The sequence below is a fragment of the Ferrimonas lipolytica genome (assembly GCF_012295575.1).
GTDB classification, from domain to species: Bacteria; Pseudomonadota; Gammaproteobacteria; order Enterobacterales; family Shewanellaceae; genus Ferrimonas; species Ferrimonas lipolytica.
Genome location: NZ_CP051180.1, coordinates 15,165 through 41,745 on the forward strand (window position 1 = coordinate 15,165; position 26,581 = coordinate 41,745).

A 26,581-nucleotide genomic window follows, 5' to 3' on the forward strand; every position below is an offset into this window, starting at 1 on the left:
TACCGAGATGGGAGGAGTCACACCATGCGTTTAGACCGAATGACCAATAAGTTCCAGCAAGCGATATCAGAAGCTCAATCGCTGGCGTTAGGACAAGATCATCAATACATCGAACCAAGCCATATTATGTTGGCACTGTTGCAACAGCAGGGTAGTAGCATTAAGCCACTGTTGCAGTTGATTAAGGTAGATGCTGAACAATTACGTCAATCACTCCAGCAATCCCTAAATCGTGCCCCTAAAGTCAGTGGCAGTGATGTCGATGTGCAGCTTTCTCGCGACACCATCAAAGCCCTGAATCAATGCGACAAACTATCGCAACAACGCAACGAGCAGTTCATCTCCTCAGAGCTGTTTGTATTAGCGCTACTGCAGGCTAAAGGTGATGTTGGCCAGTTGCTCAGTCAGCAAGGTGTTAGCGAGAAGAAACTGGAAGAGGCGATTGCCTCGGTGCGCGGTGGCAGTGGTGTCGATAGTGCTAATGCTGAAGATCAACGTCAGTCCTTGGCGAAGTACACCATCGATCTAAATGAACGTGCCGAAGCGGGTAAACTTGACCCGGTAATCGGGCGTGACGATGAGATCCGTCGCACCATTCAAGTTCTGCAGCGCCGTAGCAAAAACAATCCAGTACTAATTGGTGAACCTGGTGTAGGTAAAACAGCCATCATCGAAGGCTTGGCACAGCGTATCGTCAATGGCGAGGTGCCTGAGGGGTTAAAAGACAAACGCGTATTGTCTCTCGATATGGGAGCGCTTCTTGCCGGAGCAAAATACCGTGGTGAGTTTGAGGAGCGGCTCAAAGCGGTGCTGCAGGAATTATCCCAAGAGGAAGGGCGTGTCATCCTGTTTATCGATGAGCTACATACCATGGTGGGCGCCGGTAAATCCGATGGCGCTATGGATGCGGGTAATATGTTGAAACCAGCACTGGCTCGAGGCGAGTTGCATTGTGTCGGTGCCACGACCCTAGACGAATATCGCCAGTATGTAGAGAAAGACGCAGCACTTGAACGCCGGTTCCAAAAGGTATTGGTAGACGAACCTTCTGTTGAAGATACCATCGCTATCTTGCGTGGTCTGAAAGAGCGTTATGAGTTACACCATAATGTTGAGATCACCGATCCTGCTATCGTTGCTGCGGCAACCTTGTCTCATCGCTATGTGTCTGACCGCAAATTGCCAGACAAAGCCATCGATCTGATTGATGAAGCAGCATCCAGTATTCGGTTGGATATCGACTCCAAGCCGGAATCACTTGATCGGTTGGAGCGGCGCATCATTCAGCTTAAGTTGGAAGAGCAAGCGTTACAAAAAGAGAGTGATGATGGCAGTCGCAAACGTCTGGATACATTACAAGCCCAACTGAATGAACTGGAGCGAGAGTTTGCTGAGCTGGATGAGATTTGGCGCGGTGAAAAAGCAGCGCTGGCGGGAACCCACTATATCAAGGCCGATCTTGACAAAGCGCGGCAAGAACTTGAGGTCGCGCGAAGAGCGTCTGATCTCCAGCGTATGTCTGAACTGCAATACGGCCAGATCCCAGACTTAGAGAAACAACTCGATTTAGCAGCACAAGCTGAGATGCAAGAGATGACTCTGCTCAAGAATAAGGTGACTGACGCAGAGATCGCTGAAGTACTGGCAAAGGCGACCGGTATTCCGGTAGCTAATATGCTCGAAGGCGAGCGGGCTAAGCTGCTGCGTATGGAAGATAACCTCCATCAGCGGGTGATTGGTCAAGCGGAAGCGGTTGATGCGGTATCTAATGCTATTCGCCGCAGTCGCGCTGGTTTATCCGATCCTGGGCAACCTATTGGTTCGTTCCTATTTCTTGGCCCTACCGGTGTTGGTAAAACTGAACTGTCTAAAGCGCTGGCACAGTTTATGTTTGATACCGACGATGCCATGGTGCGGATAGATATGTCTGAGTTCATGGAGAAACACTCAGTCGCGCGCTTAGTTGGTGCACCTCCTGGTTATGTCGGTTATGAAGAAGGGGGCTATCTAACTGAGGCGGTGCGTCGCAAGCCATATTCGGTGATCTTGCTTGATGAAGTTGAAAAAGCACACCCAGATGTATTCAACATTCTATTGCAGGTGTTAGACGATGGACGTTTGACTGATGGTCAGGGTCGAACCGTTGATTTTCGCAATACCGTTATCATCATGACCTCAAACCTTGGTTCTGCCCAGATCCAGCAACACCATGGAGAGTTGGAGTACGATGATCTTAAGCAGATTGTTCAAGATGCGTTGTTACAACAGTTCCGGCCTGAGTTTTTAAACCGAGTGGATGAAACCGTAGTATTCCATCCATTGGCGCAAGAGCAGATTGCCAACATCGCCGCGATTCAGATACAGCAGCTGGTTGAGCGCTTGGCAGATAAAGATTATGTACTGGAATTGGCGCCTGATGCATTAACGCTCTTAGCTAGCGCTGGTTTCGACCCCGTTTATGGCGCGCGGCCATTAAAGCGTGTGATTCAGCAGCGTCTGGAAAATCCGCTGGCACAAAAGTTGTTATCGGCCGAGTTACTTCCCAACTTACCGATACGGGTCTGTGTCGGAGCCGATGGACTTGAATTTACACAGTAATCGCTTTTAAACAGAAAAAAGCACAGTCACAGGGCTGTGCTTTTTTGATCGTATTGACTCGCGTCAGCGTAAGAACGTTGCTAAATGTTAAGCGACAGCGTTGTAGAGAGAGGGTAAATCAATGAAGGCAGTAATCGTAACGGCCATCGTTTTGATGGCCACACCAATGACTACATTTGCAACTGGTGGCGGAGGAGGTGGTGGCTACACCAAGGAATTTGCTCCGGGCTACTATAATGTCACCGAAAAAAGTATGGATGTTGCAGCATCCTCGGCTCTTGTTGGCCAACAAGGAGCTTCGAGTGCTGATATCAACACCTTGCTAGAACAAGAACCAACCGCAGCCGGAGAGAAACAGAAAGCACATCATGACAAACACCACAAATGTACATGTGAAGACGGCATCCAGAACTAGCCTGAGTTTGTATTATTTTCTAGAAAGTAACGTGTTAGTGCAGTCTCAGGGCTGCGCTTTTTGCTTCTGTTGATGCCCTGGTTAAAACAAACAATATTTGTTCAGCTAGTTATCATTTAAAAACGTTGAAAAAAGAGTCATAAAATCGCCACTAAAGTACGATTCATGGTCTAGAATGATTAGTCTGTTCGGTTTGTCATCAGTTAGTCATTTACTTGTGATTCAGGCCTTGCACTTAAGTGAGCGCTCCCTATAATGCGCATCTGTCGACGGGGCACAGTCACTTACCAAGTAAGTCGCTGAGCATTAAATCGACACTCGGAAAAGCCTTTAAAAATAGAGCTTGACGGGGAAATAGGAAAGCGTATTATACGCCTCCTGCTTCGGCAACGAAGCCAAGTTCGCAAGAACTGCTCTTTAACAATTTGTCAGACAATCTGTGTGGGCACTCACGTAGAATTGAGAAATCATCATTTTCTCGATATTTACTGAGTGACTATACGAAATTCAGTATTCATTGAGTGTCTAGCTCTTAGGAGTTGGACAAAAAATCAAATCTTTAATTGAAGAGTTTGATCATGGCTCAGATTGAACGCTGGCGGCAGGCCTAACACATGCAAGTCGAGCGGAAACGATGATGATGAACCTTCGGGGGATTCATTAGGCGTCGAGCGGCGGACGGGTGAGTAATGCTTAGGAATTTGCCCAGTCGAGGGGGACAACAGTTGGAAACGACTGCTAATACCGCATACGCCCTACGGGGGAAAGGAGGGGACGCTTCGGCACCTTCCGCGATTGGATAAGCCTAAGTGAGATTAGCTAGTTGGTGAGGTAAGAGCTCACCAAGGCGACGATCTCTAGCTGGTTTGAGAGGATGATCAGCCACACTGGGACTGAGACACGGCCCAGACTCCTACGGGAGGCAGCAGTGGGGAATATTGCACAATGGGCGAAAGCCTGATGCAGCCATGCCGCGTGTGTGAAGAAGGCCTTCGGGTTGTAAAGCACTTTCAGCGAGGAGGAAAGGTCAACGGTTAATACCCGTTGGCTGTGACGTTACTCGCAGAAGAAGCACCGGCTAACTTCGTGCCAGCAGCCGCGGTAATACGAGGGGTGCAAGCGTTAATCGGAATTACTGGGCGTAAAGCGCATGCAGGTGGTTTGGTCAGTCAGATGTGAAAGCCCCGGGCTCAACCTGGGAACTGCATTTGATACTGCCAAACTAGAGTCCTTGAGAGGGGGGTAGAATTTCGGGTGTAGCGGTGAAATGCGTAGAGATCCGAAGGAATACCAGTGGCGAAGGCGGCCCCCTGGCAAGAGACTGACACTCAGATGCGAAAGCGTGGGGAGCAAACAGGATTAGATACCCTGGTAGTCCACGCCGTAAACGATGTCTATTAGGAGGTTGTTCCCTTGAGGAGTGGCTTCCAAAGCTAACGCATTAAATAGACCGCCTGGGGAGTACGGCCGCAAGGTTAAAACTCAAATGAATTGACGGGGGCCCGCACAAGCGGTGGAGCATGTGGTTTAATTCGATGCAACGCGAAGAACCTTACCTACTCTTGACATCCAGAGAAGCGACCAGAGATGGACGTGTGCCTTCGGGAACTCTGAGACAGGTGCTGCATGGCTGTCGTCAGCTCGTGTTGTGAAATGTTGGGTTAAGTCCCGCAACGAGCGCAACCCTTGTCCTATGTTGCCAGCACGTAATGGTGGGAACTCATGGGAGACTGCCGGTGATAAACCGGAGGAAGGTGGGGACGACGTCAAGTCATCATGGCCCTTACGAGTAGGGCTACACACGTGCTACAATGGTCAGTACAAAGGGTTGCCAACTAGCAATAGTGCGCTAATCCCATAAAGCTGGTCGTAGTCCGGATTGGGGTCTGCAACTCGACCCCATGAAGTCGGAATCGCTAGTAATCGTAGATCAGAATGCTACGGTGAATACGTTCCCGGGCCTTGTACACACCGCCCGTCACACCATGGGAGTGGGCTGCAAAAGAAGTGGGTAGTTTAACCTTTCGGGGAGGACGCTCACCACTTTGTGGTTCATGACTGGGGTGAAGTCGTAACAAGGTAGCCCTAGGGGAACCTGGGGCTGGATCACCTCCTTAAACGACATGATTACTTGTTTTGCGCTGAGTGTTCACACAGATTGTCTGAAATCATTAAGTCTTTGACTTAATGATTTTGGCTCGTTGTTCATTTATGAATGACATGCTCTTTAAAAATTTGGAAAGCTGATAAAATTTTCTCGAGAAACTGTAAGAGTTTCTAAATAAACAATCTTACAAGTGTCTAAAGATATCCGGCGTTACACCTCCTACCCGGAGCGTGTAACTAACGAAAACATTTGGTTGCGGCATATTACTAACAATGACTTGCAAGTTATTGTCAGTATTGCGAAAGCAAGACCCCTTGGGGTTGTATGGTTAAGTGACTAAGCGTACACGGTGGATGCCTTGGCAGTCAGAGGCGATGAAGGACGTAGTAACTTGCGATAAGCGTAGATTAGGTAGTAACAACCGTTGAGTCTACGATTTCCGAATGGGGAAACCCACTTGCATAAGCAAGTATCATTAACTGAATACATAGGTTAATGAGGCGAACCTGGGGAACTGAAACATCTAAGTACCCAGAGGAAAAGAAATCAACCGAGATCCCCCTAGTAGCGGCGAGCGAACGGGGGTTAGCCCTTAAGCATTTTAGAAGTTAGTGGAACAAGCTGGAAAGCTTGGCGATACAGGGTGATAGCCCCGTACACGAAAACGACTTTAGTGTGAAATCGAGTAGGACGGGACACGTGATATCCTGTCTGAATATGGGGGGACCATCCTCCAAGGCTAAATACTCCTGACTGACCGATAGTGAACCAGTACCGTGAGGGAAAGGCGAAAAGAACCCCTGTGAGGGGAGTGAAATAGAACCTGAAACCGTGTACGTACAAGCAGTAGGAGCCCACTTGTTGGGTGACTGCGTACCTTTTGTATAATGGGTCAGCGACTTACATTCTGTAGCGAGGTTAACCGAATAGGGGAGCCGTAGCGAAAGCGAGTCTTAACTGGGCGTCGTAGTTGCAGGGTGTAGACCCGAAACCCGGTGATCTAGCCATGGGCAGGTTGAAGGTGCCGTAACAGGTACTGGAGGACCGAACTCACTAATGTTGCAAAATTAGGAGATGACCTGTGGTTAGGGGTGAAAGGCCAATCAAACCGGGAGATAGCTGGTTCTCCTCGAAAGCTATTTAGGTAGCGCCTCGTGTCTTACCATTGGGGGTAGAGCACTGTTTGGACTAGGGGGTCATCCCGACTTACCAACTCCATGCAAACTCCGAATACCAATGAGTACAATCACGGGAGACACACGGCGGGTGCTAACGTCCGTCGTGGAGAGGGAAACAACCCAGATCGCCAGCTAAGGTCCCAAAGTACTAGCTAAGTGGGAAACGATGTGGAAAGGCTTAGACAGCCAGGATGTTGGCTTAGAAGCAGCCATCATTTAAAGAAAGCGTAATAGCTCACTGGTCGAGTCGGTCTGCGCGGAAGATGTAACGGGGCTAAGCTAGTCACCGAAGCTGCGAATGCTTATTTATAAGCATGGTAGAGGAGCGTTCTGTAAGCCGTTGAAGGTGGATTGAGAAGTCTGCTGGAGGTATCAGAAGTGCGAATGCTGACATGAGTAACGTTAAAGGGAGTGAAAAACTCCCTCGCCGGAAGACCAAGGGTTCCTGTCCAACGTTAATCGGGGCAGGGTGAGTCGACCCCTAAGGCGAGGCCGAAAGGCGTAGTCGATGGGAAACGGGTTAATATTCCCGTACCGCTAATTACTGCGATGGAGAGACGGAGAAGGCTAGGCTAGCGCGGCGATGGTTGTCCGCGTTTAAGGTAGTAGGCTGTTCACTTAGGCAAATCCGGGTGAACATTAGGCTGAGAGCCGATGACGAGGTGCTACGGCACTGAAGTAGTTGATGCCATGCTTCCAGGAAAATCTTCTAAGCTTCAGGTAATTAGAGATCGTACCCCAAACCAACACTGGTGGTCAGGTAGAGAATACCAAGGCGCTTGAGAGAACTCGGGTGAAGGAACTAGGCAAAATGGTACCGTAACTTCGGGAGAAGGTACGCCGCTGACGGTGATGGGACTTGCTCCCTAAGCTATTGGCGGTCGCAGATACCAGGTGGCTGCAACTGTTTATCAAAAACACAGCACTGTGCAAACTCGTAAGAGGACGTATACGGTGTGACGCCTGCCCGGTGCCGGAAGGTTAATTGATGGGGTTAGACTTCGGTCGAAGCTCTTGATCGAAGCCCCGGTAAACGGCGGCCGTAACTATAACGGTCCTAAGGTAGCGAAATTCCTTGTCGGGTAAGTTCCGACCTGCACGAATGGCGTAATGATGGCCACGCTGTCTCCACCCGAGACTCAGTGAAATTGAAATCGCAGTGAAGATGCTGTGTACCCGCGGCTAGACGGAAAGACCCCGTGAACCTTTACTACAGCTTGGCACTGAACATTGAACCTACATGTGTAGGATAGGTGGGAGACTATGAAACTTTGACGCTAGTTGAAGTGGAGTCAATCTTGAAATACCACCCTTGTACGTTTGATGTTCTAACGTAGGTCCCTTATCGGGATTGCGGACAGTGCCTGGTGGGTAGTTTGACTGGGGCGGTCTCCTCCCAAAGAGTAACGGAGGAGCACGAAGGTTGGCTAATCACGGTTGGACATCGTGAGGTTAGTGCAAAGGCAGAAGCCAGCTTAACTGCGAGACAGACACGTCGAGCAGGTACGAAAGTAGGTCTTAGTGATCCGGTGGTTCTGAATGGAAGGGCCATCGCTCAACGGATAAAAGGTACTCCGGGGATAACAGGCTGATACCGCCCAAGAGTTCATATCGACGGCGGTGTTTGGCACCTCGATGTCGGCTCATCACATCCTGGGGCTGAAGTCGGTCCCAAGGGTATGGCTGTTCGCCATTTAAAGTGGTACGCGAGCTGGGTTCAGAACGTCGTGAGACAGTTCGGTCCCTATCTGCCGTGGGCGTTTGAGAATTGAGAGGGGCTGCTCCTAGTACGAGAGGACCGGAGTGGACGAACCTCTGGTGTTCCGGTTGTATCGCCAGATGCATTGCCGGGTAGCTAAGTTCGGAATCGATAACCGCTGAAAGCATCTAAGCGGGAAGCGAGCCTCGAGATGAGTTCTCACTGGAACTATAAGTTCCCTAAAGGGCCGTCGAAGACTACGACGTTGATAGGCAGGGTGTGTAAGCGTTGTGAGGCGTTGAGCTAACCTGTACTAATGACCCGTGAGGCTTAACCATACAACACCCAAGTGGTTTTGCGGATATCGCAGAGCTTGTGAGATTGTAGAGAAAGTCAGCTTACCAAATTTACGTTTTTTGTCTGATGACAATAGCGCTGTGGCCCCACCTGATCCCATGCCGAACTCAGTAGTGAAACGCAGTTGCGCCGATGGTAGTGTGGGAGTTCCCATGTGAGAGTAGGTCATCGTCAGACACTTATTTAGAGAAAGCCCGTTCCGAAAGGAACGGGCTTTTTCGTATCTGCGCCAAAATAATTGAGGCTGCCACGACATGAGGCAGGCTGCAGTTAGCTCAAAGCCCGCCCCGAAAGGAGCGGGCTTTTGTCATTTATGATTTTTGCAAACATGTTCGCTTAGACGGATATGGCGGTGTCATAAGGGAGGAGATAATAGGGCTAGCATATAGTGCTCTATTAGCTTGCCGTAAACGGCTCAATATGGAGCTGTTGCTGTTTGGCACCTTGAAGGAAGGCTTGCCGAGCAAGTTGCTTGATGAGGCCCTTAGAGCCGGCGAAATAGAGTTGATGCTGTTGTAATTGGCTCCAACTCTCTTTTAATAGAGAGCTAAAATCAGCAGTTATCATGTCACTAGCGGTAAGACGGTGAATGTTCAGGTTTTGGTGTTTTAGGGCTAAGTTTCTTAACTCTTGCTGGTAATAGAACTGATTGTTTTCGCAGATATGGATTAGGTTGATATCACCTTTATGGCCGAACGCTAATGCTTTCTGGATTAGACCGATTAACGGTGCCAAACCGGTAAGGCTGCCAACCAACAATAGCGACTGTTCCGGTGAGCTGCTCTGGTATATGCAATCACCATTAGCACTGGAAACCTTCACTTTATCCCCTTGGTTAAGCTTTTGTGCTTGATGACAGAACAAGCCGCTAGGTCGACACTCAATATGGAGTTCAATATAGGCCTGCATAGGGGGAGAGCTAGCAATAGAAAAGCGTCTTTGGGTACCGTTAATACTAACGAGTAATGATTGTCCAGGTTGGAACGGGATTGGGCTGGTAAGCCGTAGTCGTAATACTTGAGCAGTTAACTGTTCAACATCGACCACTGTACTCTCATAGCGACAGGCGATATCAGGACGGCGAATGGTAATATCTGACTGAGGAAAGCAGCTGCATGCTAGAAAGTAACCATCCTCCTTTTGTTGTTGGGTTAGCCCCTGCTGAGCAGCCGGCAGAATATTTCCTGCGGTGCATTGCATTAGGCATGCTTGGCAGATCCCTGCGCGACAGCCGTAGGGGATCTCTATCCCTTGCTCTAATAAGGCAGTGAGTACGCTGTCATTCTGGTGGACGTCAATTTTTCGTTGTTGATAGTTAACTTTGGCCATTGAGCTTACCAGTGCAAGGTATGTAAACCTATGGTGTGCCAGCAAGCGTACAAATGCAATGTACGAAAAAGGGGCCAGTAGGCCCCCTTTAGAGTTACTCAACAGTGCCTTTAAACTGGTGAGTAGCCATTGGCGATGCCCTTGGTAGCAACGGCTACGGCATCGTGAGCGTGGAGACTTTCTAAATGGTTTACCTGTAGCCAGAAGTCGACTATTTGAGGCTGTTGCTCGAGTGCGTATTTCACTCGGCGTGCAGCGTCTTCAACAAACATTAAGTTCTGACCGTTAAGGCGGGCAAACTCTTGCTCATCTTCACGTTTTACTGTGGCTTGCACCGGGGTCTTAAGTGCATGTTCAACAGAAGCAACCGTACGAGCAATAGGGAGACTAACATCACTGCCGTCCAGCTTTACTTTAACCTGTGCAATTGAGCGCTGGCTGTGTGGTGTTGCTACAACACCTTGAGTGCTGCCTAGCCATTGCTTAACTGTCTCTGCATTAACCTGCTCTTCACCGTGGAACTTATGCTCGAACGCTTCTTGGATTAGTTGTCGTGCTAATGCTGCTGAGCAAGGGCATGTTGAGGAGTAAGCAATATCAACCTGCATCTCAAGTGTCAGTTCGCCCTCTTCCATGCGACCAGTTAACACTACAGGGTAGTTCCGCCAGCCTTGGTTATCGGAGATCAGCGCGTTACTACGCAGGTGGTAATCAAAGCTAAAACGAACGAATGCCTTATCTGACAGGTCGTCATGGCTGCTGAGGAAATCATTCAACAACGTTTTAACTTGAGCTAAATCTAGACTGGATTCCAGCGATAGCTTATCCAGAGCCACGTATAAGCGTGACATGTGGATGCCCTTTGCATGGGCTTTAGGTAAGTTAACGTAAGCTTCCACCTTGGCGCTAACGTGGCGTGGTGCAGTCTGATCGGCAGAAACTAAAATCGGCAATTCGATCTGGCTCATTCCTACCCAATCCAGCGTGCCGCTAATTTGGGCTTGGCTGCTGCTGGCCACATCTGGCATTGCAGTGGGTAGAGTAGGGTTTTCGGTCATTATCACTACCATGAAACTTTATTAGGACGGCAAGTATATCATGGGGTATCCCACGTCTCATGGGGAAAAATCGAACGAGACCATAGGAATTGTTGACGATGTGATTAGAGTACTCCACGTTTAAGGCAGGTGTATTGTATCGAAATAGCAGTAATAGGGTAACCATTTACAATATATCGGCTGGCTAAAAACGTGCGCCATTGTTAATGTAGTTCCGTTCTTTAAGTAACACTTTCACCGCAACTAAAAAAATCGATAATGGTGAGGGTTGTGTCATCTATTTTATTTCTGCCTAGGAGGCTACATGGCTTTATCTCAGTATGAGCAACTCGATACGGTGATATTAGATCAGTACTGTGATGCTATTGGGGCTGAGTTATTGATGAAATCGGTCGTGATGTTTGAGGAAATGGGCCCACAATATATTGGTGCTGTTGCTACGGCGATTAACGCGGATAAAAAAGAGGCTATCATTTCGGAAGCCCATAAACTAAAAGGCGCCGCTGGTTCAATTGGATTAAAACGAATCCAACAACTGTCAGAGCGCATTCAGTGTGGTGACGAGCCGGAATGGGAGTCGCAATTTTCGGAATGGTTCGCTCAGATTAACCTGCACTACGATGCAGATGTATCACTATTGAAACAGTATTTAGCGGGTAAAAGTTAACTACAGTGATAAAAAAAGACCGCCATTTGGCGGTCTTTTTTATTGGCTTTTACTTAGTCGTTACCAAGTTCGCCACAGAAACGATAGCCTTCGCCGTGGATGGTGGCGATGATCTCTGGAGTCTCTGAGTTGCTCTCGAAGTGCTTACGGATGCGACGAATGGTTACGTCAACAGTACGGTCATGCGGCTTCAATTCTCGGCCAGTCATCTTCATTAGCAGATCGCCTCGAGACAAAATTTTGCCTGGGTTTTCAACAAAGTGAAGCAGTGCACGGAATTCTGAACGCGGCAACTTGAACGGTTCGCCCATTGGGCTGATCAAAGAGCGGCTGTTAATCTCAAGAGTCCATTGGTTGAAGTGGTAGAACTCAACCTGTGGACGATCTTCAGTTTGACGTGAAGCGTTTACAATGCGGTTTAGCAGGTTACGAGCACGAATAGTCAGTTCACGGGGATTGAACGGCTTTGTGATGTAATCGTCTGCACCGATCTCAAGACCAAGGATCTTATCAACTTCGTTGTCACGACCAGTTAAGAAGATCAGAGCGATGTCGTCTTTTTCACGAAGTTCACGAGCCAACAACAGGCCATTTTTACCTGGCAGGTTGATGTCCATGATTACCAAACTGATTTTGGTGCTCTTAAGAGCGTTATGCATCTCTTCACCGTCAACTGCAACGGTAACGTTGTAGCCTTCGGCTTCGAAAATGCTCTTAAGAGTGTTGCTTGTTACTGCTTCGTCTTCGACGATAAGGATGTGCGGATTTTGCATTTGGGCTACCTAAAAAGCACGAGTCAATACAGATCTACGACGCAACACTTATGAGTGGCATCGTTAAGCATAGGCAAAGTCCGTTTCTATGCCACAATTAGCGCTAACTACTGTCCTTGAAGCACAGCTTCATCACAGTGACAGGTTGCGGCTCCTGTGCTGCGTTATATAAATAAAATACCTAAAAAAGTGTTTAATAGTTGTACTTATTGTTAACAAATGGCTCATATTGTTAACTGGATCACAAGTGGAAATAGATTCCATTCGGATTAGCTTTTTCTTTAGCTTGAGTACAACGTCACAACATTATTAGCTTGAGCGCTATTATCGCTAAATTTTAACAAGACTGTTTGTAACTAAGTCACAATTTGTCATTGATGATGGATAAATTTGTGACCAAACTCCTTGTTCAGGATTGGTTCAGTTAGATAAAAACTATAAATTTTAATATTTTAAATATACGTATCGTTAATGATTTGTGTTGGTTTTTGTCACCCTACTTGACTCCTATCCCCTAACTACGGTGTAGTGTAGACGCATTAAGTTGCACATACAGAAGAGGTGCGGTGTCTAGGTATATTCAGTGAAGGCGTAATTCCTTATGAACTGAGTAGAGGGAGAGCATTGCCGAGACTGAACTTGGGTTACGCCAAGCTACGTCGGCCACTGGGGCTGAATCCTCAGGGCTGTCACCATTAGGGATTAGGTGGAGAGCTTCTGGAAAATCATATTGAGTAACCTCTACGGTTCTTCAATACGTGCACCAGACTCTTCGAACGACAAGGTTCGAAGCATGAGACAAACCGATTTTTCATATACCGTCGCAAAGTTTGGCGGTACTTCAGTGGCCGACTATCAGGCGATGCAGCGTTGCGCTGATATTGTATTGGCCGATCCAGCGGTACGACTGGTCGTAGTGAGTGCCTCCAGCGGTGTTACCAATCTTCTCGTTGAGCTTGCTAAAGGGCAATTAACTGAAGCTGAACGCCTCGACCATCTAGCGCAGATCGCGCGTATTCAATACCAAATCCTAGATCAACTACAACGACCGGCACAGCTCGCTGCCGATATCGATGATCTGTTGGTGCAAATGGATAAGCTCAGTAAACAGCGTTTAGGTGGCTTAGCTAATGGTGCCATTAGCGACGCCTTGTTGGCACTCGGTGAGTGTTGTTCTTCCGCACTATTTGCCGAACTGTTGCGGCAACGAAACGAGCAATCGCTCTGTTTCGATGCACGACGAGTAATGCGTACCGACAATCATTTTGGGAAAGCAGAACCAGATTTAACTGCGCTGAAGCAACTGCTAGAGCAGCATCTCCAACCGTTGTTACAGGCCAACCGAGTGGTAACGCAAGGCTTTATTGGTGCTGATAGTGAAGGCAATACTACTACCTTAGGGCGCGGCGGTTCTGACTTCTCCGCCGCATTAATGGCAGAGGCTCTGCAGGCAGAGGTGTTGGCAGTTTGGACTGATGTGGATGGGATCTACAGTTGTGACCCTCGTTTGGTTACCACAGCTCGACCAATACCGGAACTGAGCTTTGACGAAGCGGCAGAGATGGCGACCTTCGGAGCTAAGGTTCTGCACCCTGCGACCATTCTTCCTGCTGTGCGTTGTGGTAGTGCGGTTTTCGTCGGCAAAAGTCGTGCACCGGAGCAGGGCGGTACTTGGATCCGTAAAGAAGTAGCCACTTCACCAGGGTTTCGAGCGTTAAGTCTTCGTAAGCAACAAACGCTACTTACGGTTCATAGCTTGAACATGCTCCACGCCCGCGGCTTCTTGGCCGAGCTGTTCGCTATCTTGGCAAAACATCGGATCTCGGTGGATCTGATCACCACCTCTGAGGTGTCGGTTGCCTTGACCATCGACGACACCGGCTCCAGTGGGAGCGGAGCGTCGCTTATTACCCCTGAGTTAAAGCAAGAACTGGCAACCATGTGCCGTGTAGAAGTGACAGAGCAGCTTGCCTTGGTTGCGGTCATTGGCAACCAGTTAGCTACAACTGCGGGCATTGCCAAACAGGTGTTTGAGGTGCTTGAACCCTTTAACGTCCGCATGATTTGCCAGGGGGCGAGTCCGCACAATCTGTGTTTCTTGGTCGATGCTCAAGAAGCCGAGCCCGTGGTGCAGCAACTGCATCGAACCCTATTGGATGATTAAGGCGTTATCTGTCGGCTGATTGGTTGGCTTAGCGATAGTAGGGTTTCGGTTGATTGGATCTGAGTGATTGCTTGGATTTGATCAACCAACAGCCGATGTAACGCGTCGATATTACGACAACGTATTTTAATGAAAATACTGTAATGGCCAGTGGTGTAATATGCTTCGGTTACCTCTGCTAGTGCCTCTAGTTTCGCCAGTACTGCAGGATAATCTCCCGCTGCTTTTAGATTGATTCCGATAAAACAACAAACTTGATAACCAAGTGCCTTAGGGTCGAGGAGTACCTGAGTGCCATTGATGATACCGGTTTGCTTCATCTTCTCCACGCGCACGTGGATAGTCGCAGCACTGACGCCAAAACGTTTGGCCAATTCGGCGTAGGGGACACGTGCATTATGCTGCAATGCCACTAATACCTGTTTATCCAAATTGTCGATTCGTTGGAAGTCGTGCTCATTTTCAACTGCATTTTGATGATTCATCGAAATTTACTCCACTTTACGTTTGAAACTTAATTGTACAAGCTTATTTGTTTTAGAATCTATTGATGAAGTGCGCTTTTGGGTTAAGGATATGTCCTAGATGACCGCATTTATTAAGAGATCGCTATGAAACAGTCTTACATCCAAAGCCAACGTCAAATTCAGTTTGCTCGTCAATTTTTCAGTCAACAACTTTCACAGCAACTGGGCTTAATCGAAGTACAGGCACCGTTGTTGTGTGAAGTAGGCAGTGGTGTTCAAGATGGCTTAGCTGGTCATGAAAATGCAGTGGCAGTTGCAGTTAAGTCGATTCCTCAAAAGCGTTACGAGGTAGTGCACTCGTTGGCTAAGTGGAAGCGCTCGACTCTGGCTCGCTATCAATTTGGCCAGGGAGAAGGGATTGTGGCGCACATGAAAGCGCTGCGGCCAGATGAAGAGACCATTGGCGCCAAGCATTCGGTGTTGGTTGATCAGTGGGATTGGGAACAAGTGATGTCCGCTGACGGTCGTAAAATTGAAGAGTTGGTGGCGCGGGTAAAGAGCATTTGGGCTGGAATCAAGGCCACTGAAGCAGCATTGGCTGCTGAGTTTGCCATCCCAGAATCACTACCGGCACAGATTCACTTTATCCATGCTGAAACATTGCGAGATCAATACCCACAACTAAGCGCTAAGCAGCGAGAGAGCGAAGTTTGTCGTCACTATGGTGCAGTATTTATTATGGGGATCGGTGGTTCGTTAGCAGACGGTGAGATCCATGATGTACGAGCGCCAGATTATGATGACTGGAGCACTGAAACAGAGCAAGGTGCCGGTTTGAACGGTGATCTCCTAGTGTGGCACCCACTGCTTGAAGAAGCATTTGAGTTGTCCTCAATGGGGATCCGTGTTGATGCGGAGGCTTTGCGTCGCCAATTGCTGCTGGCTGGCCGGGAGCAAGATGAGCAATTGCCATGGCACCAATCGTTATTAGCTGGGCAGCTACCACAAACCATCGGTGGTGGCATTGGCCAATCACGCTTGTTGATGCTGCTATTGGGCAAAAGCCATATTGGTGAAGTGCAATGTGGTGTGTGGCAAGACAGCTGTGCAGCACGGTTGTAATCTGCATTGGCCAATAACTACCAAAGTGGAATGAACGGTTAAGTGCCGTGACAAAAAACGCCAGCAATTGCTGGCGTTTCTAAATATTAACTGCAGCCTAACAATGTCGATTAAGCACGGCGACGGCGAGCTAATAGTGGCAATAGCAACAGTGATAACCAGCCAAGGCTTCCGCTTGAGGAACCGCTCTTCTCTGTTACCTCTACCATAACGGTGACACTGTTTGAGTCGACCGTGCCGTCATTGGCTACGGCTGCGAAGGTTAGAGTAGTTGGTTCAGAAACAATTGGCGCAGTGAAGGTTAGGGTGTTGTTGCTAACGCTAAAGTTAACGTCTGGTCCGCCAGTTTGGGTAACGTTCCAAGTTAGTGCATCGCCATCAATATCGACCGCCTCAAGTGCGATAGATACGGCGGTGTTTTCGGTAAACGATGCTGAAGTAGCTGAAGCGCTTACTGAGGCAACCGGCGCATCGTTAACGTTAGCCACGGTGATGTTGACGCTGGCACTACCAATGACCATTCCGTCAGCATCGGTCGCTTCATATTCGAAGTTGTCCATGCCAAAGAAATCCGCCATTGGGGTATAGGTTGCCGTGAGATCGTCGTTAATCTCAACGGTGCCATTTGCTGCTGCCATAGTTACTGCGATAGCCGTAGGAGCTGGACCTGAGACATCGAGCAATTGAATTGATTCAAGGCTTTGTCCATCGTGACTCGCACTTGCTGTCAACGGGATAGTAACCACGGCAGTATCATTGCCCACTAAGTCAAAGGTCGCCACGGTGTCTTCGGTCGCCTCGACCATATCGTCGGCAGCAACATCAAGCACATTACTGCTAATCTCAGCATTCAAAGCGACCATGCCACCTGCGAGGTTAGCGATCTGTACGTAGCTGTCGGTAACCGGAGCATCGCCACTGCCGTTGTAATAGACGCTGGTTCCTAGGTCACCACCGCTGTTTTCTACCCCCACAGTTAACGCGCTAGGCAACTCGCCAAGCTCTACATAGTTAAACCAGTTGTCACCAATGGCATCGCCATAACCGATGAATGCTTGGAAGGTGTAGCGGTTATCGCTGGTGTCACTCCAAACGGCAACGTTATTCCATTCCACTACGACGTAAGAGCCTAAGCCATAGATGTGAACCGTACCATCACCGGTATCGCCTTCGCTGCCGTCATCCAGATCGAAGTCTGTCCAAAACGGTGCAATAACGTTATTTGGGGCGACGTCACTTGGCAGCATCTGATTGGCGTACGTACCGCTGGTGTCCTGAAAGGAACCCGGGATGATCAGGCCATTATCGGAAATGGTAATGGCACTGTATATTTCACCATTATACTCAATCTCTGGCAGGTCAAAGCTAGCGCTGAACTCATCACAACCACTGTTACAGGCAATTTGGTTATCGGCAGAGGCGAAGCTTCCTACCCCAGAAGTGCCTATAAACGTTGCAGTAAGTACGGCGTTATCTAAAGTGCCTTCCCAGCTTAGATAACCCTCCTCTTCATTGATCTCTTGGCCGCTTGCGCTGGCATTTGATGCAGTAATAACGCCAGAGCCTGCCACCATAGTGATATCTTCAGGAGTACTCATGCGGATAGCAACGGTATTAGCGAAGTTCTTGTTATTAAACACCGCAGTTACCATCGCGGTTTCACCGTAAGCCACCGAATTGGTGTCACTGCTAAATGACAGGGTGTTGGCATCACTCGAAGATTCTGGGAACACCGCGATAGGGAGATGGGCGTTACTATCGCCGCTGAAATCAACTTGGCCAAATACCCAACCGTCTTTGTTGCTAAAAGTGGTGTCTAGTGACACGGTAAAACTGGCGGACTCATCGGCTGCAAGCGCCAACATTGCTGGAGAGACCATTACATCAGTACCTTCAACGGAGGCGCTCAGATCCCAGCTGGCTTCGCTGTCACCACGGTTAGTTACCGTAGCGGTGAATGAACAATCAGTAATACAGGATGCGTTAGCGAAGCTGGCTTTATCAAAGGTCAGTACCGCGTTGGTAGCAGCTTCCAGATCGAGGCGACCGGCACCAATATCAAATGGATCGGCTTGTGTTTCGGCGTCCTCTTTGGTTAACCCCATATTGGTTGCGCTTGAGGTTAATGCGGTTTTAATCTCGATCGCAGACCACTCTGGGTGCATTGAGCGCATCAAAGCGGCAGCGCCAGCAACATGTGGACTAGCCATTGAGGTGCCAGACAACACGGCGTAGTTGTTGCCCTCATTGCCAATCTCATCCGGTGACATGGCCGATAATATGCTGCTCCCAGGGGCAGCAATATCCGGCTTGAGAATATTTGGATTGCCGTTAGGGCCACGGGAGCTACTTGAAGCGGTATTGTCAGCAAATTCGTTATCGACGATGCGAGTTGTGGTTGCGCCAATAGTCGCCATAACCATCTCATTATCGAGTTGAGCCAACGCATCTTCGCCGTTCTTCTGACTAATCATCACTGCTGGAATGGCAGTCTCGTCAAGCGCCATGGTGATGGGTTGGCCGGCGCGGTTGTTGTAAACCACCACTGCGGTTGCTCCTGCTGCGGCAGCGTTATCCACCTTAGCTTGGAAGGTACAACTGCCTCGACTGATCATTGCAATGCTGCCGTCGAAGCTTGCGGCGGCGAACTCATTACAGCCTTCAAAGTTAACCGCGTCGACCGCCACCGCACTAATGACTGGCCCCATCAAATCTTGCTCAAGCTGAGCTGTGCCAGCACCTTCAATCGCCAAAATACCGGTTAAAGAACCAATGGCCAATTCGTTGGCAAAGAAACGTCCATGCGTGGTGTTGGCAACGGTAATTCCTGACTCGATGCAGCCGGGACAGCCAATGGTTTGCGCACCAGAACCGTCGTTACCGGCGGCGCTTACGACAACGACACCAGCGGCTTCTGCCGCTTCAAAGGCTTGTTGATAGGGCGAGGTTGCTGGATCTGCACCAGCTCCACCACCCCAAGAGTTATTGATTACGTCGGCACCATCACTGACCGCATACTCTAATGCTTCCAGTAACATCGCATTGGAACCAGAGGCACGGGTAGGATCTGAAGCGGTCGCAAAGAGTGCCTTGTAAGACATCAAGTAGGCGCCGGGAGCTACCCCAGAGATGGTAACTGCTTGGCCTTGGTATTCGATATCGGTTGGATTACCTACGGCAGTACCAGCAACGTGGGTACCGTGGCCATCAAACCCAAGCGGACTCATGTTTTCCTGCTCCGCCACAGGGAATGTTGGGGTAGACCAACGAGCGACAATCAGCTTGTTGTTACAGAAGGTTTGGTCAACTAGGCCGCAATAGTCGTCGCCGGGTAAGGAAGCGGGAGCTTCGAAGCCCGCGTCATCAAATAGGTCGCTTTCGGGCCGGATCCCTGAATCAATAACTGCAACACGGATCCCGCTACCGGCATTGGCACGATCACCTAAAGCCGCCCAAGCGGAAGCGGCCTTAATCAGATCCAATGATTGATCCATCTGGGTGTAATACATTCGTTCTGGATATACCGCAGTCACCCCTGGGATTGCCGCTAATTGGGCAATGGATACGCCAACGGCGTGTACACTCATACCGTTAAATACGGTTTGATAGTTTTTCTCAACAACAACGCCGGGTAAGCGCTGTTGCAAGGTTTGACGAAATTGCTGCTGTTGACTCAAAAGGTGCTTTCGGTAGGTAATTGCAGCGCTTGATTGAAGGTTGAGTTTGTCGCCTTTGCTTGACGCGGTAGCGTTGAAAGACTCAATGCCACCTTGGTAGGTGGCAATAGGTTGATCGGCCAATTGAACGATATAACGATCAGTATTGCTTACAACGGCCTGACGAGTTTCAGGCTGATGATTTTGGGTACGAGACAATAGCTCGAACGAATCATTTGTTGTTTGGATATTGAGCTGCTGCGGGCCTGCGACCGCAACTCCGGTTAGGCCCACGGCGACAGCAAGTGCAATTTTTGTTTTCATTCTCATTCCTTCCATGCAATAACTCCGAGCGACATCAACCTGCTGCGGTTACCTACGAGTTAGGTCAGTTGAACCTTGTAACACTAGTGCAATAATTTCCCAACAAACTACAGATTGCTATTTGAGCGCTGTTTATTGTTCTTTACAGGCCTAAAAAAGATAATGTGGCTATTGATGAACAAGTTGTGAATCTATGGTTCGGCTTTGGGCAGGAAGGAAGTCGGATTTACGTGGTGGCAGGGAGCTTGAGGAGGGCTGTGGTGCTCATAATTGGTCACTACAAGCCCCGTGCTGGCACGAGGGCTATTGTTTGGCTGTGTAGCAACTAATAAGTGTTGCTCTTTCCAGTGCTGTTAAAGCACTGGCTAGGCGAGTCGCGATACAAGGGTAAAGCACTACCGCTATTGATCTGCTGCCGCATTGGAGCAGTTCAGCGAAGCGTTTTGGACGGCGAGCTAAGGCAAGTGGGGATTCCAAAGGGGGCGAAGCTCCCCCCCCTCATGCATACAAGAATGTGCCGTCGCCACCGCGACATAGTCCCCTAACAGCACCGAAATCGGTGAAGCCGAAGGCTTAAGATAAACTTCAACAGCTCACTACGACACAGCCTATTTAAACGGTGGCGGTGCTACTAGTTCGAGTATCTCAGCGGTGGTTGGTTGCTTAATTGTGAGCTTATGCGCATGCAGTAACAATCGGTCGCTGGCAGCAAGTGCGTCATCGTGAGCGTAGAGCGCATCCCCAAGAATTGGGTGGCCAAGTGCCTGCATGTGGACTCGCAATTGATGGGAGCGCCCAGTCACTGGTATTAGCTCAACTAAGCTGCTGTGCTTGTCTTGTTCAATCACGCGGTAGAGGGTTTGCGATGGTTTACCAGTTTCGTAACACACCTTTTGCAATGGCCGATTCGGCCAGTCGCAGATCAGCGGTAGATCCACTTCACCTTCATTATGTTCGGGGTGGCCCCAAATACGCGCGAGATAACTTTTGCTGGTTTCACGATCGCGAAACTGACGTTTCAGTTCCCGCTCTGCGTCTTTACGCAGGGCAACGATAATTATCCCTGAGGTCGACATATCCAAACGGTGTACATCAAATACCTCACCAAATTGCTCTTTAGCGCGGTTATAGACACTGTCTTTGTGAGCCAGTTCCCGTCCCGGCACCGAAAGTAAGCCGGATGGTTTATCAACCACAATGATGTCATCGTCTTGATGGATCAGGGGCAGGTAAGGATCTGTCGGTGGCTGGTAGGTAAACGGTCGCATAACGGCTCCATAAATCTGGGGCCGCTACAGTAGGAAAACTGCCGCCGTGATGCAACCCTATCGCAAGCTAACTATGGCGTCGATCTCATCGGAGTGAGCTATTACGCACCGCTATTGGCGTTAAATTTGGCTGTGTCGTAGTTAAGTGTTGAGGTTTATATCAACCCTTCGGCTTTACCGATTGCAGTACGCTTTAGGGGAGGATGTCGCGGTGACGACGGCAGCCAAAGGGGAGCTGAGCCCCTTTAGAGTAGCCCTCCAGCCTTAAGTCGCAGTCCAAGCGACTTGGTCGCACAGTTCTCATTTGACGAAAGCTCAAAGGCGGTAGTGCTTTGTCGTTTGCGTCTGCACACTCGTTTAGCTGGTGCTTTAACACTATTGGAAATAACAATTAGTTGCTAAACAGCACTAAAAAACGTTGCTGCCGTTGGCGAACAAAATCGAGAAGGTCCAAACCACGAAGGCTAATGGAATATGCACCAATGCATAAAACATTGAGTCAAGTCGGCTCATGCTGCTGTCGTCCAGCACCAGTAAGATATGAAGCAGGGCAACCAATGGAAGTGCGGCGTACAGAGGCCACATAAATAGTGGCGATCCCGGCCAGATGGTTCTGCCTAATATAGCGATAAACACCATCATAATGGTGACGATAGGGGCTGCACCTATCCGAACCTGATTGGGGTACCACTTCAGCATCTACTACTCCTTGTTGGGTTTGCGAGCCACCAGTTGCGCACTATAGCGATCTGGATTTGCTTGCTTACCCTCAACGTAATGGAGTATTTGCCAGCTGGCAAAGAATTGTTTCAATTCATTAGGCTTTAGAAGGAAGGCGGGGTTACTGGGCCGCCCAATTTCAGCCTGCTTGATGGTGAAGGTTTCATATATCACTAGTCCGCCGGGCTTAACCGCATCTATTAACCACGGAAACAGCTCGCGGTGGAGGTAGTTAAAGCCAATTACCGCGGCAAACTGTTTGCCCGCAAACGGATTGTGGCCATCTTCAAGGTCTTGATGCCAGATGACGGCAGTGGTGCCCAATGCTGTTAGCTGATGTTCAACTCGCGCTAAGGCCTCTTTGTTGGCATCGGTAAACCACAGTGGATGACCCGCTTGCGCTAATGCCAGTCCATTACGGCCGCTACCACAGGCAAGGTCAAGAATTGGGCCACTTGGTAATTGCCTAAATTGCTCCAGTTGGTCAACGAGCAGTTGGCTTGGTTGATTGCTGGTATGCATTAACCTTTAATCTCCTTCCCTCGTAATACCTTGCGATGCCACAGCGAATAGTGACGGAACTGGCTTGGGCCGTGGGCAATAAACACCGATAGTAGCGCGATGAAGCTAAAAAACCACGGAGCGAGCGCAGGGAAGGGGTAACACAGCGCGAGTAAAATAATCTTGCCAATGGTGCACGCGCCCTTTAACTGTACCAGCCACATTGGTGAACGCCAGATCTCCCACGCCAGCAACAGGCAGCCGCTACTCATCGCTAGAATCCACCAATGGCGCCATAGTTCGCTTTCTAAGCCAAATAGGAAGCCGCCGGCACCTCCCATAACACCAAGTACATGGGCGGCACGTAATGTGGTTTTGCCCAATCTTAATACGTAAAATTCGAAGTCGCTGACTGCTTTGCCCATCGGGAGCTCATTGGTTAGAGGAAATTAACTGCCATTGTCAGTGCCTTGCTGACTAAGCTCAAGTGTTGACTTAGAAATGCTGCACCAACACGAACTAATTTTTCACTTTTACGGAGAAAATGCTTACTGACTGCGCAACGACGACGACGTTGCCTGTACATTGCTCAATTTACGGTTAAAATCACTCCCTTTTTCCTAAATCTACTGTGGTAGATTGAATGTTGTAGGAGAAACGGATGTTATCTAATTGGGATATCTTTACCGACTTCGCCGTTGCTGGCGGACTGTTGTTGATCGGTAAATGGCTGCGCGCCAATGTCATCTTGCTACAGAAGCTATATCTCCCAGCTGCGCTGATTGCAGGCATGCTCGCACTGGCTTTTGGTCCTGCAGGACTCGACCTGTTGCCGTGGAGCAGTGCGTTTGCTAGCAACGCCTCGGTGCTAACGGTGATGCTATTTGCTTCACTTGGCTTAGCGACCGACTTTCCATCAATGCATACTTTAATGCGCCGTGCCGGAAGCTTATGGGCCTTTAACCAAATTGCCACCGTTAGTCAGTGGGCTTTTGCCGCGATGGCTGGATTAGGGCTGATCGCATTGGTATGGCCGGAACTGCCACCGGCGTTTGGTATTGTCATGCCAGCCGGCTTTATGGGGGGCCATGGTACCGGTGTTGTTGTGGGCGAAACCCTACAGGGGCAAGGTTGGGAAGATGCGCTCACATTGGCGTTAACAACGGCGACCGTCGGGATCTTCGCTTCCATTCTATGCGGCATGGGGTTGATGCACCTTGGCGTTAAAAAGGGGTGGATCAAAAATTTCGCCACCTTTAATGAGCTCAGCTTTACCGAGCGTCGTGGCCTCATTGTACCGTCGCAACAACAAGCGCTGGCTCGCAATGGTGTGTCGTCGGTTTCTATTGATGTATTTGCCATGCATGCGGCGGTGTTGTTGCTGGTAACCATGTTGGGGTATCACGGCGCTAAGTACCTTTCTAGCTTTCACCATATGGTGCAGGTACCGGCGTTTGTAGCTGCCTTTGTGTTGGGCTTAGTAGCCCGCTTGTTGATGCGTAAGAGCCAAGCCAACCGCTATTTTGACGATGCGATCTTCAGTCATGCCACCGGCAGTGCAACTGACTTTCTGATTGTCTTTGGGGTCGGCGCCATCAAGATCACCATCTTGATGAACTATGCCTTGCCGATAGCGGTGTTGATGATTATCGGCTTATTGTTCAACCTGTTCTTAGTTTTGGTGGTAGCGCCTCGGATCTTAGGTGACAACTGGTTTGAAAAAGCGATTTTCTCGTGGGGATGGTTAACTGGGACCGTGGGTATGGGGATCGCCTTGCTGCGTATCGCCGATCCGAAAATGCGCTCTAAGGTACTGGATGATTACGCCATCGCTTATGTTCCCGGTTCGATAACCGATCTGATCATCGTGTCGATGGTTCCCATCTTGATGATGCAAGGAATGGCCCACATCGCAATTGGCGCGATGTGGGTGTATGTCGCTGCTGTTGTTGCTATTTGGCTGCTGTTTTTGGGCGGTAAAAATCGCTTAGCTACGCGCTAAATTGGCCTAATTGTGGCTCCAATTGGCTCAGCACCTGCTCGGCCATGTCGAGCCACCCTTCGGCGCTTAAAGCGATAGGGCGAACCTCTTTAACCATTGCGATGGCTTCACTTGGGGGCAGTTTCTCTAACTGCATCACTAAGTAGGCCATCAGTAAGCCGGTTCTGTCTTTGCCACTGCGACAATGGATAAGGACGGTTTGGCCTGAGGATAATACCGGCTCTAGCTGATGCCATGCCTGAGTTAATCCCGCTAAACAGTGTTGTTCATCGCCAGCCTTAGGAGGAATATTAGGCGGCAGTTCAATATGCAGATGTTCAATCTGATATTGGCATAGCTCTTTGCTATCAACCCCAACGGCATCGTTGAGCGACACCACTAAATCGATCCCAGTCTCAGCCAGTTCAGCAATCTTCCACGGATCCTTATTAGGGCCACTGCGTCCTGCAATTTGTCCCGGCACCAACCAAAACAACTTATCCATAGTTTATCCTTCATTTTGCTAGCCAATGAACCAACTGAGGCAGATTGTGGGAGCCTTTTAATAATGACGCAATGGCCATATTCCGGTAACTATTGCTGTCACATCAAACAATTAGCTAAAGTGGTCGCAAATTAAGCAATTACATTATGGCATTCAGTCAAAGGAGCGACACGATGAGCCACAGTTTTAAAGGCTGGCAGTTTCAACATTATCCTGTAGGTATGCCAGACAGCAGCACCGTCACCTTAGTAGAGGAGCAGCTCGGTGATCTCAGCACGGGGCAGGTGTTAATTAAAAACCTATGGCTGTCAGTGGATCCCTACATGCGTGGACGGATGATCAACACCAAAAGCTATGTACCACCATTTCAACCCGGTGAACTGTTGCAAGGTGGTGCCATTGGTAAGGTGATTGAGTCGAATAACCCGCAGTTCCCAGTTGGCGCAGAAGTAATGCACATGCAAGGCTGGCGAGAGTTAGCTATTAGCGATGGCAGTGATCTGACAGCGGTTGGCGGCCACGGTTTACCGCTGCAAAACTATCTGTCGGTGATGGGGTTAACAGGGCTTACTGCTTGGGCAGGTTTGAACAAAGTGGGGCAACTGAGAGCAGATGATGTGGTGTTTGTTTCTGGTGCTGCTGGAGCGGTGGGTTCAATTGTGTGCCAGCTAGCAAAGCTGGCTGGCGCCAAGGTAATTGGCTCCGCTGGCAGTGACAGCAAGGTCGCTTGGTTGAGCCAGCAACTTGGTGTTGATGCCGCTTTTAACTATAAGCACAGTGACGACTTAACTGCGACGTTAAAATCATTGGCTCCGGAAGGCATCAGCCTGTTTTTTGATAATGTCGGGGGCGCTCATCTGCAAGCGGCAATGGCCAACATGCAGGACTTTGGCCGTATTGTCTCTTGCGGCATGATTGATCAATACAATGCTGAAGCGCCGGTAGCTGGGCCAACCAATATGGCAGACTTTATCCGTCGCCGTATTCGCATGCAGGGCTTTATTGCTTCGGACTTTATGGCAGATTACCAACAGTTTGCTGCTGATGTTGGTGGTTACTTGATGGCAGGAAAGTTGGTTAATCAGGAAACCGTAGTAGAGGGGATTGAATCAACCTACGACGGTTTCTTAGGTTTATTTAGTGGTGCTAATACCGGCAAAATGTTGGTCAAGCTGTAGGCTCATAGATCCACTGTTCGGTCGCTTCTCAGCTGTTGATTAGCTATAGAAGCGACCGTTGGTTTCCAATCGGGGGTGATAACCGGCTAAAACCATTCATTCATCACTACGTGGGTAGTGATTTTGTTGATCTCTTCCCAACTCTCTATCTCTTCACGCAATTGATGTAACCGCTGCATCGACGGTGCTCTAACCAATATCAGTAGATCGATCTGACCACTTATCCCATGACAACTGTGCAATTCGGGAAATAGGCGCAGCCGTTGCGCCAGTAATTGGCAGCTTTTCTGATTGTGTTGGATCTCAAAGTAGGCACTGACATCAGTGGCCGCACTGGAACGCAATAGCACCCGATACCCCTGAATTATGCCGCTTTGCTCGAGCTTTTTAAGCCGATCCGCAACAGCACTGCGAGATAGATTTACCTGTCGAGCGAGTGCAGAAGTGCTTTGCCGAGCATCCTGACGCAGTGCGGCAATGATGGCTTGATCGTATTGATCTAAATCGACCATTT

18 protein-coding genes, 3 rRNA genes and 1 riboswitch are annotated in these 26,581 nt (G+C 49.2%); of the genes, 10 read left to right on the forward strand and 11 right to left on the reverse strand.

Annotated elements, in window-relative coordinates; all coding sequences use genetic code 11:
* Nucleotides 1-24: 24 nt before the first annotated feature.
* The 5 genes from clpB (at nt 25) to rrf (ending at nt 8,531) form a co-directional block, all read left to right on the forward strand.
* Nucleotides 25-2,598: an ATP-dependent chaperone ClpB gene (gene clpB, locus HER31_RS00070; protein WP_168658702.1), complete on the forward strand. Its 2,574-nt coding sequence runs from the start codon at nt 25-27 to the stop codon at nt 2,596-2,598.
* A 121-nt stretch (nt 2,599-2,719) separates the two neighbouring features.
* Complete coding sequence (locus HER31_RS00075; protein WP_168658703.1) at nt 2,720-3,013, forward strand: hypothetical protein; 294 nt, start codon at nt 2,720-2,722, stop codon at nt 3,011-3,013.
* A gap of 560 nt (nt 3,014-3,573) precedes the next feature.
* Nucleotides 3,574-5,130: ribosomal RNA gene (locus tag HER31_RS00080) — 16S ribosomal RNA — on the forward strand.
* 316 nt (nt 5,131-5,446) lie between these two features.
* Nucleotides 5,447-8,335, forward strand: a 23S ribosomal RNA gene (locus HER31_RS00085).
* 81 nt (nt 8,336-8,416) lie between these two features.
* A 5S ribosomal RNA gene (gene rrf, locus HER31_RS00090) occupies nt 8,417-8,531 on the forward strand.
* Together the 16S, 23S and 5S rRNA genes form the textbook arrangement of a ribosomal RNA operon.
* Before the next feature lie 219 nt (nt 8,532-8,750).
* Here the strand turns inward: rrf and HER31_RS00095 are convergent.
* Nucleotides 8,751-9,683: a 2Fe-2S iron-sulfur cluster-binding protein gene (locus tag HER31_RS00095; RefSeq protein WP_168658704.1), complete on the reverse strand. Its 933-nt coding sequence runs from the start codon at nt 9,681-9,683 to the stop codon at nt 8,751-8,753.
* A gap of 110 nt (nt 9,684-9,793) precedes the next feature.
* A complete protein-coding gene (gene folE2, locus HER31_RS00100) occupies nt 9,794-10,741 on the reverse strand; it encodes a GTP cyclohydrolase FolE2 (protein WP_168658705.1) in 948 nt (315 codons plus the stop codon).
* Nucleotides 10,742-11,045: 304 nt separating this feature from the next.
* On the opposite strand from folE2, the gene HER31_RS00105 reads away from it, so the two are divergent.
* Nucleotides 11,046-11,408, forward strand: coding sequence for an Hpt domain-containing protein (locus tag HER31_RS00105; protein ID WP_168658706.1), 363 nt, complete (start codon nt 11,046-11,048; stop codon nt 11,406-11,408).
* A gap of 53 nt (nt 11,409-11,461) precedes the next feature.
* Here the strand turns inward: HER31_RS00105 and arcA are convergent, their stop codons facing one another.
* A complete protein-coding gene (gene arcA / locus HER31_RS00110) occupies nt 11,462-12,181 on the reverse strand; it encodes a two-component system response regulator ArcA (RefSeq protein ID WP_168658707.1) in 720 nt (239 codons plus the stop codon).
* Nucleotides 12,182-12,729: 548 nt separating this feature from the next.
* Nucleotides 12,730-12,906: riboswitch (Lysine riboswitch) on the forward strand.
* Between the two features lie 68 nt (nt 12,907-12,974).
* On the opposite strand from arcA, the gene lysC reads away from it, so the two are divergent.
* The gene (gene lysC, locus HER31_RS00115) at nt 12,975-14,345 is read left to right on the forward strand and encodes a lysine-sensitive aspartokinase 3 (RefSeq protein ID WP_168658708.1); all 1,371 of its coding nucleotides are present in this window, start codon (nt 12,975-12,977) and stop codon (nt 14,343-14,345) included.
* Here lysC and asnC read toward each other — a convergent pair.
* The gene (asnC, locus tag HER31_RS00120) at nt 14,342-14,830 is read right to left on the reverse strand and encodes a transcriptional regulator AsnC (RefSeq protein ID WP_168658709.1); all 489 of its coding nucleotides are present in this window, start codon (nt 14,828-14,830) and stop codon (nt 14,342-14,344) included. The genes lysC and asnC overlap by 4 nt on opposite strands.
* A 126-nt stretch (nt 14,831-14,956) precedes the next feature.
* Here asnC and asnA point away from each other — a divergent pair, with 126 nt between their 5' ends.
* Complete coding sequence (gene asnA, locus HER31_RS00125) at nt 14,957-15,934, forward strand: aspartate--ammonia ligase (RefSeq protein WP_168658710.1); 978 nt, start codon at nt 14,957-14,959, stop codon at nt 15,932-15,934.
* A 110-nt stretch (nt 15,935-16,044) separates the two neighbouring features.
* Here asnA and HER31_RS00130 read toward each other — a convergent pair whose 3' ends face one another.
* From HER31_RS00130 to HER31_RS00150, 5 genes are all read right to left on the reverse strand, one after another.
* Entirely contained in the window at nt 16,045-19,914 is a 3,870-nt protein-coding gene (locus HER31_RS00130; RefSeq protein ID WP_168658711.1) for a S8 family serine peptidase, read from the reverse strand.
* A gap of 608 nt (nt 19,915-20,522) precedes the next feature.
* Complete coding sequence (gene rluA, locus HER31_RS00135) at nt 20,523-21,182, reverse strand: bifunctional tRNA pseudouridine(32) synthase/23S rRNA pseudouridine(746) synthase RluA (protein ID WP_168658712.1); 660 nt, start codon at nt 21,180-21,182, stop codon at nt 20,523-20,525.
* Nucleotides 21,183-21,590: 408 nt separating this feature from the next.
* A complete protein-coding gene (locus tag HER31_RS00140; protein WP_238786865.1) occupies nt 21,591-21,881 on the reverse strand; it encodes a hypothetical protein in 291 nt (96 codons plus the stop codon).
* Between the two features lie 3 nt (nt 21,882-21,884).
* Entirely contained in the window at nt 21,885-22,424 is a 540-nt protein-coding gene (locus HER31_RS00145; RefSeq protein ID WP_168658713.1) for a class I SAM-dependent methyltransferase, read from the reverse strand.
* On the reverse strand, nt 22,424-22,828 hold the full coding sequence (locus tag HER31_RS00150; RefSeq protein WP_168658714.1) for a hypothetical protein: 405 nt from the start codon (nt 22,826-22,828) through the stop codon (nt 22,424-22,426). The genes HER31_RS00145 and HER31_RS00150 overlap by 1 nt, the downstream gene beginning before the upstream one ends.
* A gap of 236 nt (nt 22,829-23,064) precedes the next feature.
* On the opposite strand from HER31_RS00150, the gene HER31_RS00155 reads away from it, so the two are divergent.
* Nucleotides 23,065-24,405: a sodium/glutamate symporter gene (locus HER31_RS00155; protein WP_168658715.1), complete on the forward strand. Its 1,341-nt coding sequence runs from the start codon at nt 23,065-23,067 to the stop codon at nt 24,403-24,405.
* Here HER31_RS00155 and HER31_RS00160 read toward each other — a convergent pair.
* Nucleotides 24,395-24,889 (reverse strand): phosphatase domain-containing protein, encoded by a 495-nt coding sequence (locus tag HER31_RS00160; protein ID WP_168658716.1) that lies wholly within the window; start codon nt 24,887-24,889, stop codon nt 24,395-24,397. The two genes, HER31_RS00155 and HER31_RS00160, sit on opposite strands and share 11 nt — an antisense overlap.
* Before the next feature lie 173 nt (nt 24,890-25,062).
* Between HER31_RS00160 and HER31_RS00165 the strand changes: the two genes are divergently transcribed.
* Nucleotides 25,063-26,067, forward strand: coding sequence for an NADP-dependent oxidoreductase (locus HER31_RS00165; protein WP_168658717.1), 1,005 nt, complete (start codon nt 25,063-25,065; stop codon nt 26,065-26,067).
* Between the two features lie 86 nt (nt 26,068-26,153).
* On the opposite strand, the gene HER31_RS00170 is transcribed toward HER31_RS00165, so the two are convergent.
* Nucleotides 26,154-26,579, reverse strand: a complete 426-nt coding sequence (locus HER31_RS00170) for an Lrp/AsnC family transcriptional regulator (protein WP_168658718.1) — start codon at nt 26,577-26,579, stop codon at nt 26,154-26,156.
* Nucleotides 26,580-26,581: the final 2 nt, after the last annotated feature.

What these genes read in the sequence shown, in the direction of transcription:
- HER31_RS00165 (WP_168658717.1), top strand. Translation starts at nt 25,063, where the DNA reads ATGAGCCACAGTTTTAAAGGCTGGCAGTTTCAACATTATCCTGTAGGT.
- clpB (WP_168658702.1), top strand. Translation starts at nt 25, where the DNA reads ATGCGTTTAGACCGAATGACCAATAAGTTCCAGCAAGCGATATCAGAA.
- HER31_RS00160 (WP_168658716.1), bottom strand. Translation starts at nt 24,889, where the DNA reads ATGGATAAGTTGTTTTGGTTGGTGCCGGGACAAATTGCAGGACGCAGT.
- asnC (WP_168658709.1), bottom strand. Translation starts at nt 14,830, where the DNA reads ATGAATCATCAAAATGCAGTTGAAAATGAGCACGACTTCCAACGAATC.
- HER31_RS00095 (WP_168658704.1), bottom strand. Translation starts at nt 9,683, where the DNA reads ATGGCCAAAGTTAACTATCAACAACGAAAAATTGACGTCCACCAGAAT.
- HER31_RS00105 (WP_168658706.1), top strand. Translation starts at nt 11,046, where the DNA reads ATGGCTTTATCTCAGTATGAGCAACTCGATACGGTGATATTAGATCAG.
- rluA (WP_168658712.1), bottom strand. Translation starts at nt 21,182, where the DNA reads ATGCGACCGTTTACCTACCAGCCACCGACAGATCCTTACCTGCCCCTG.
- folE2 (WP_168658705.1), bottom strand. Translation starts at nt 10,741, where the DNA reads ATGACCGAAAACCCTACTCTACCCACTGCAATGCCAGATGTGGCCAGC.
- HER31_RS00075 (WP_168658703.1), top strand. Translation starts at nt 2,720, where the DNA reads ATGAAGGCAGTAATCGTAACGGCCATCGTTTTGATGGCCACACCAATG.
- HER31_RS00145 (WP_168658713.1), bottom strand. Translation starts at nt 22,424, where the DNA reads ATGCATACCAGCAATCAACCAAGCCAACTGCTCGTTGACCAACTGGAG.
- HER31_RS00170 (WP_168658718.1), bottom strand. Translation starts at nt 26,579, where the DNA reads ATGGTCGATTTAGATCAATACGATCAAGCCATCATTGCCGCACTGCGT.
- HER31_RS00140 (WP_238786865.1), bottom strand. Translation starts at nt 21,881, where the DNA reads ATGCTGAAGTGGTACCCCAATCAGGTTCGGATAGGTGCAGCCCCTATC.
- asnA (WP_168658710.1), top strand. Translation starts at nt 14,957, where the DNA reads ATGAAACAGTCTTACATCCAAAGCCAACGTCAAATTCAGTTTGCTCGT.
- lysC (WP_168658708.1), top strand. Translation starts at nt 12,975, where the DNA reads ATGAGACAAACCGATTTTTCATATACCGTCGCAAAGTTTGGCGGTACT.
- HER31_RS00130 (WP_168658711.1), bottom strand. Translation starts at nt 19,914, where the DNA reads ATGAAAACAAAAATTGCACTTGCTGTCGCCGTGGGCCTAACCGGAGTT.
- arcA (WP_168658707.1), bottom strand. Translation starts at nt 12,181, where the DNA reads ATGCAAAATCCGCACATCCTTATCGTCGAAGACGAAGCAGTAACAAGC.
- HER31_RS00155 (WP_168658715.1), top strand. Translation starts at nt 23,065, where the DNA reads ATGTTATCTAATTGGGATATCTTTACCGACTTCGCCGTTGCTGGCGGA.
- HER31_RS00150 (WP_168658714.1), bottom strand. Translation starts at nt 22,828, where the DNA reads ATGGGCAAAGCAGTCAGCGACTTCGAATTTTACGTATTAAGATTGGGC.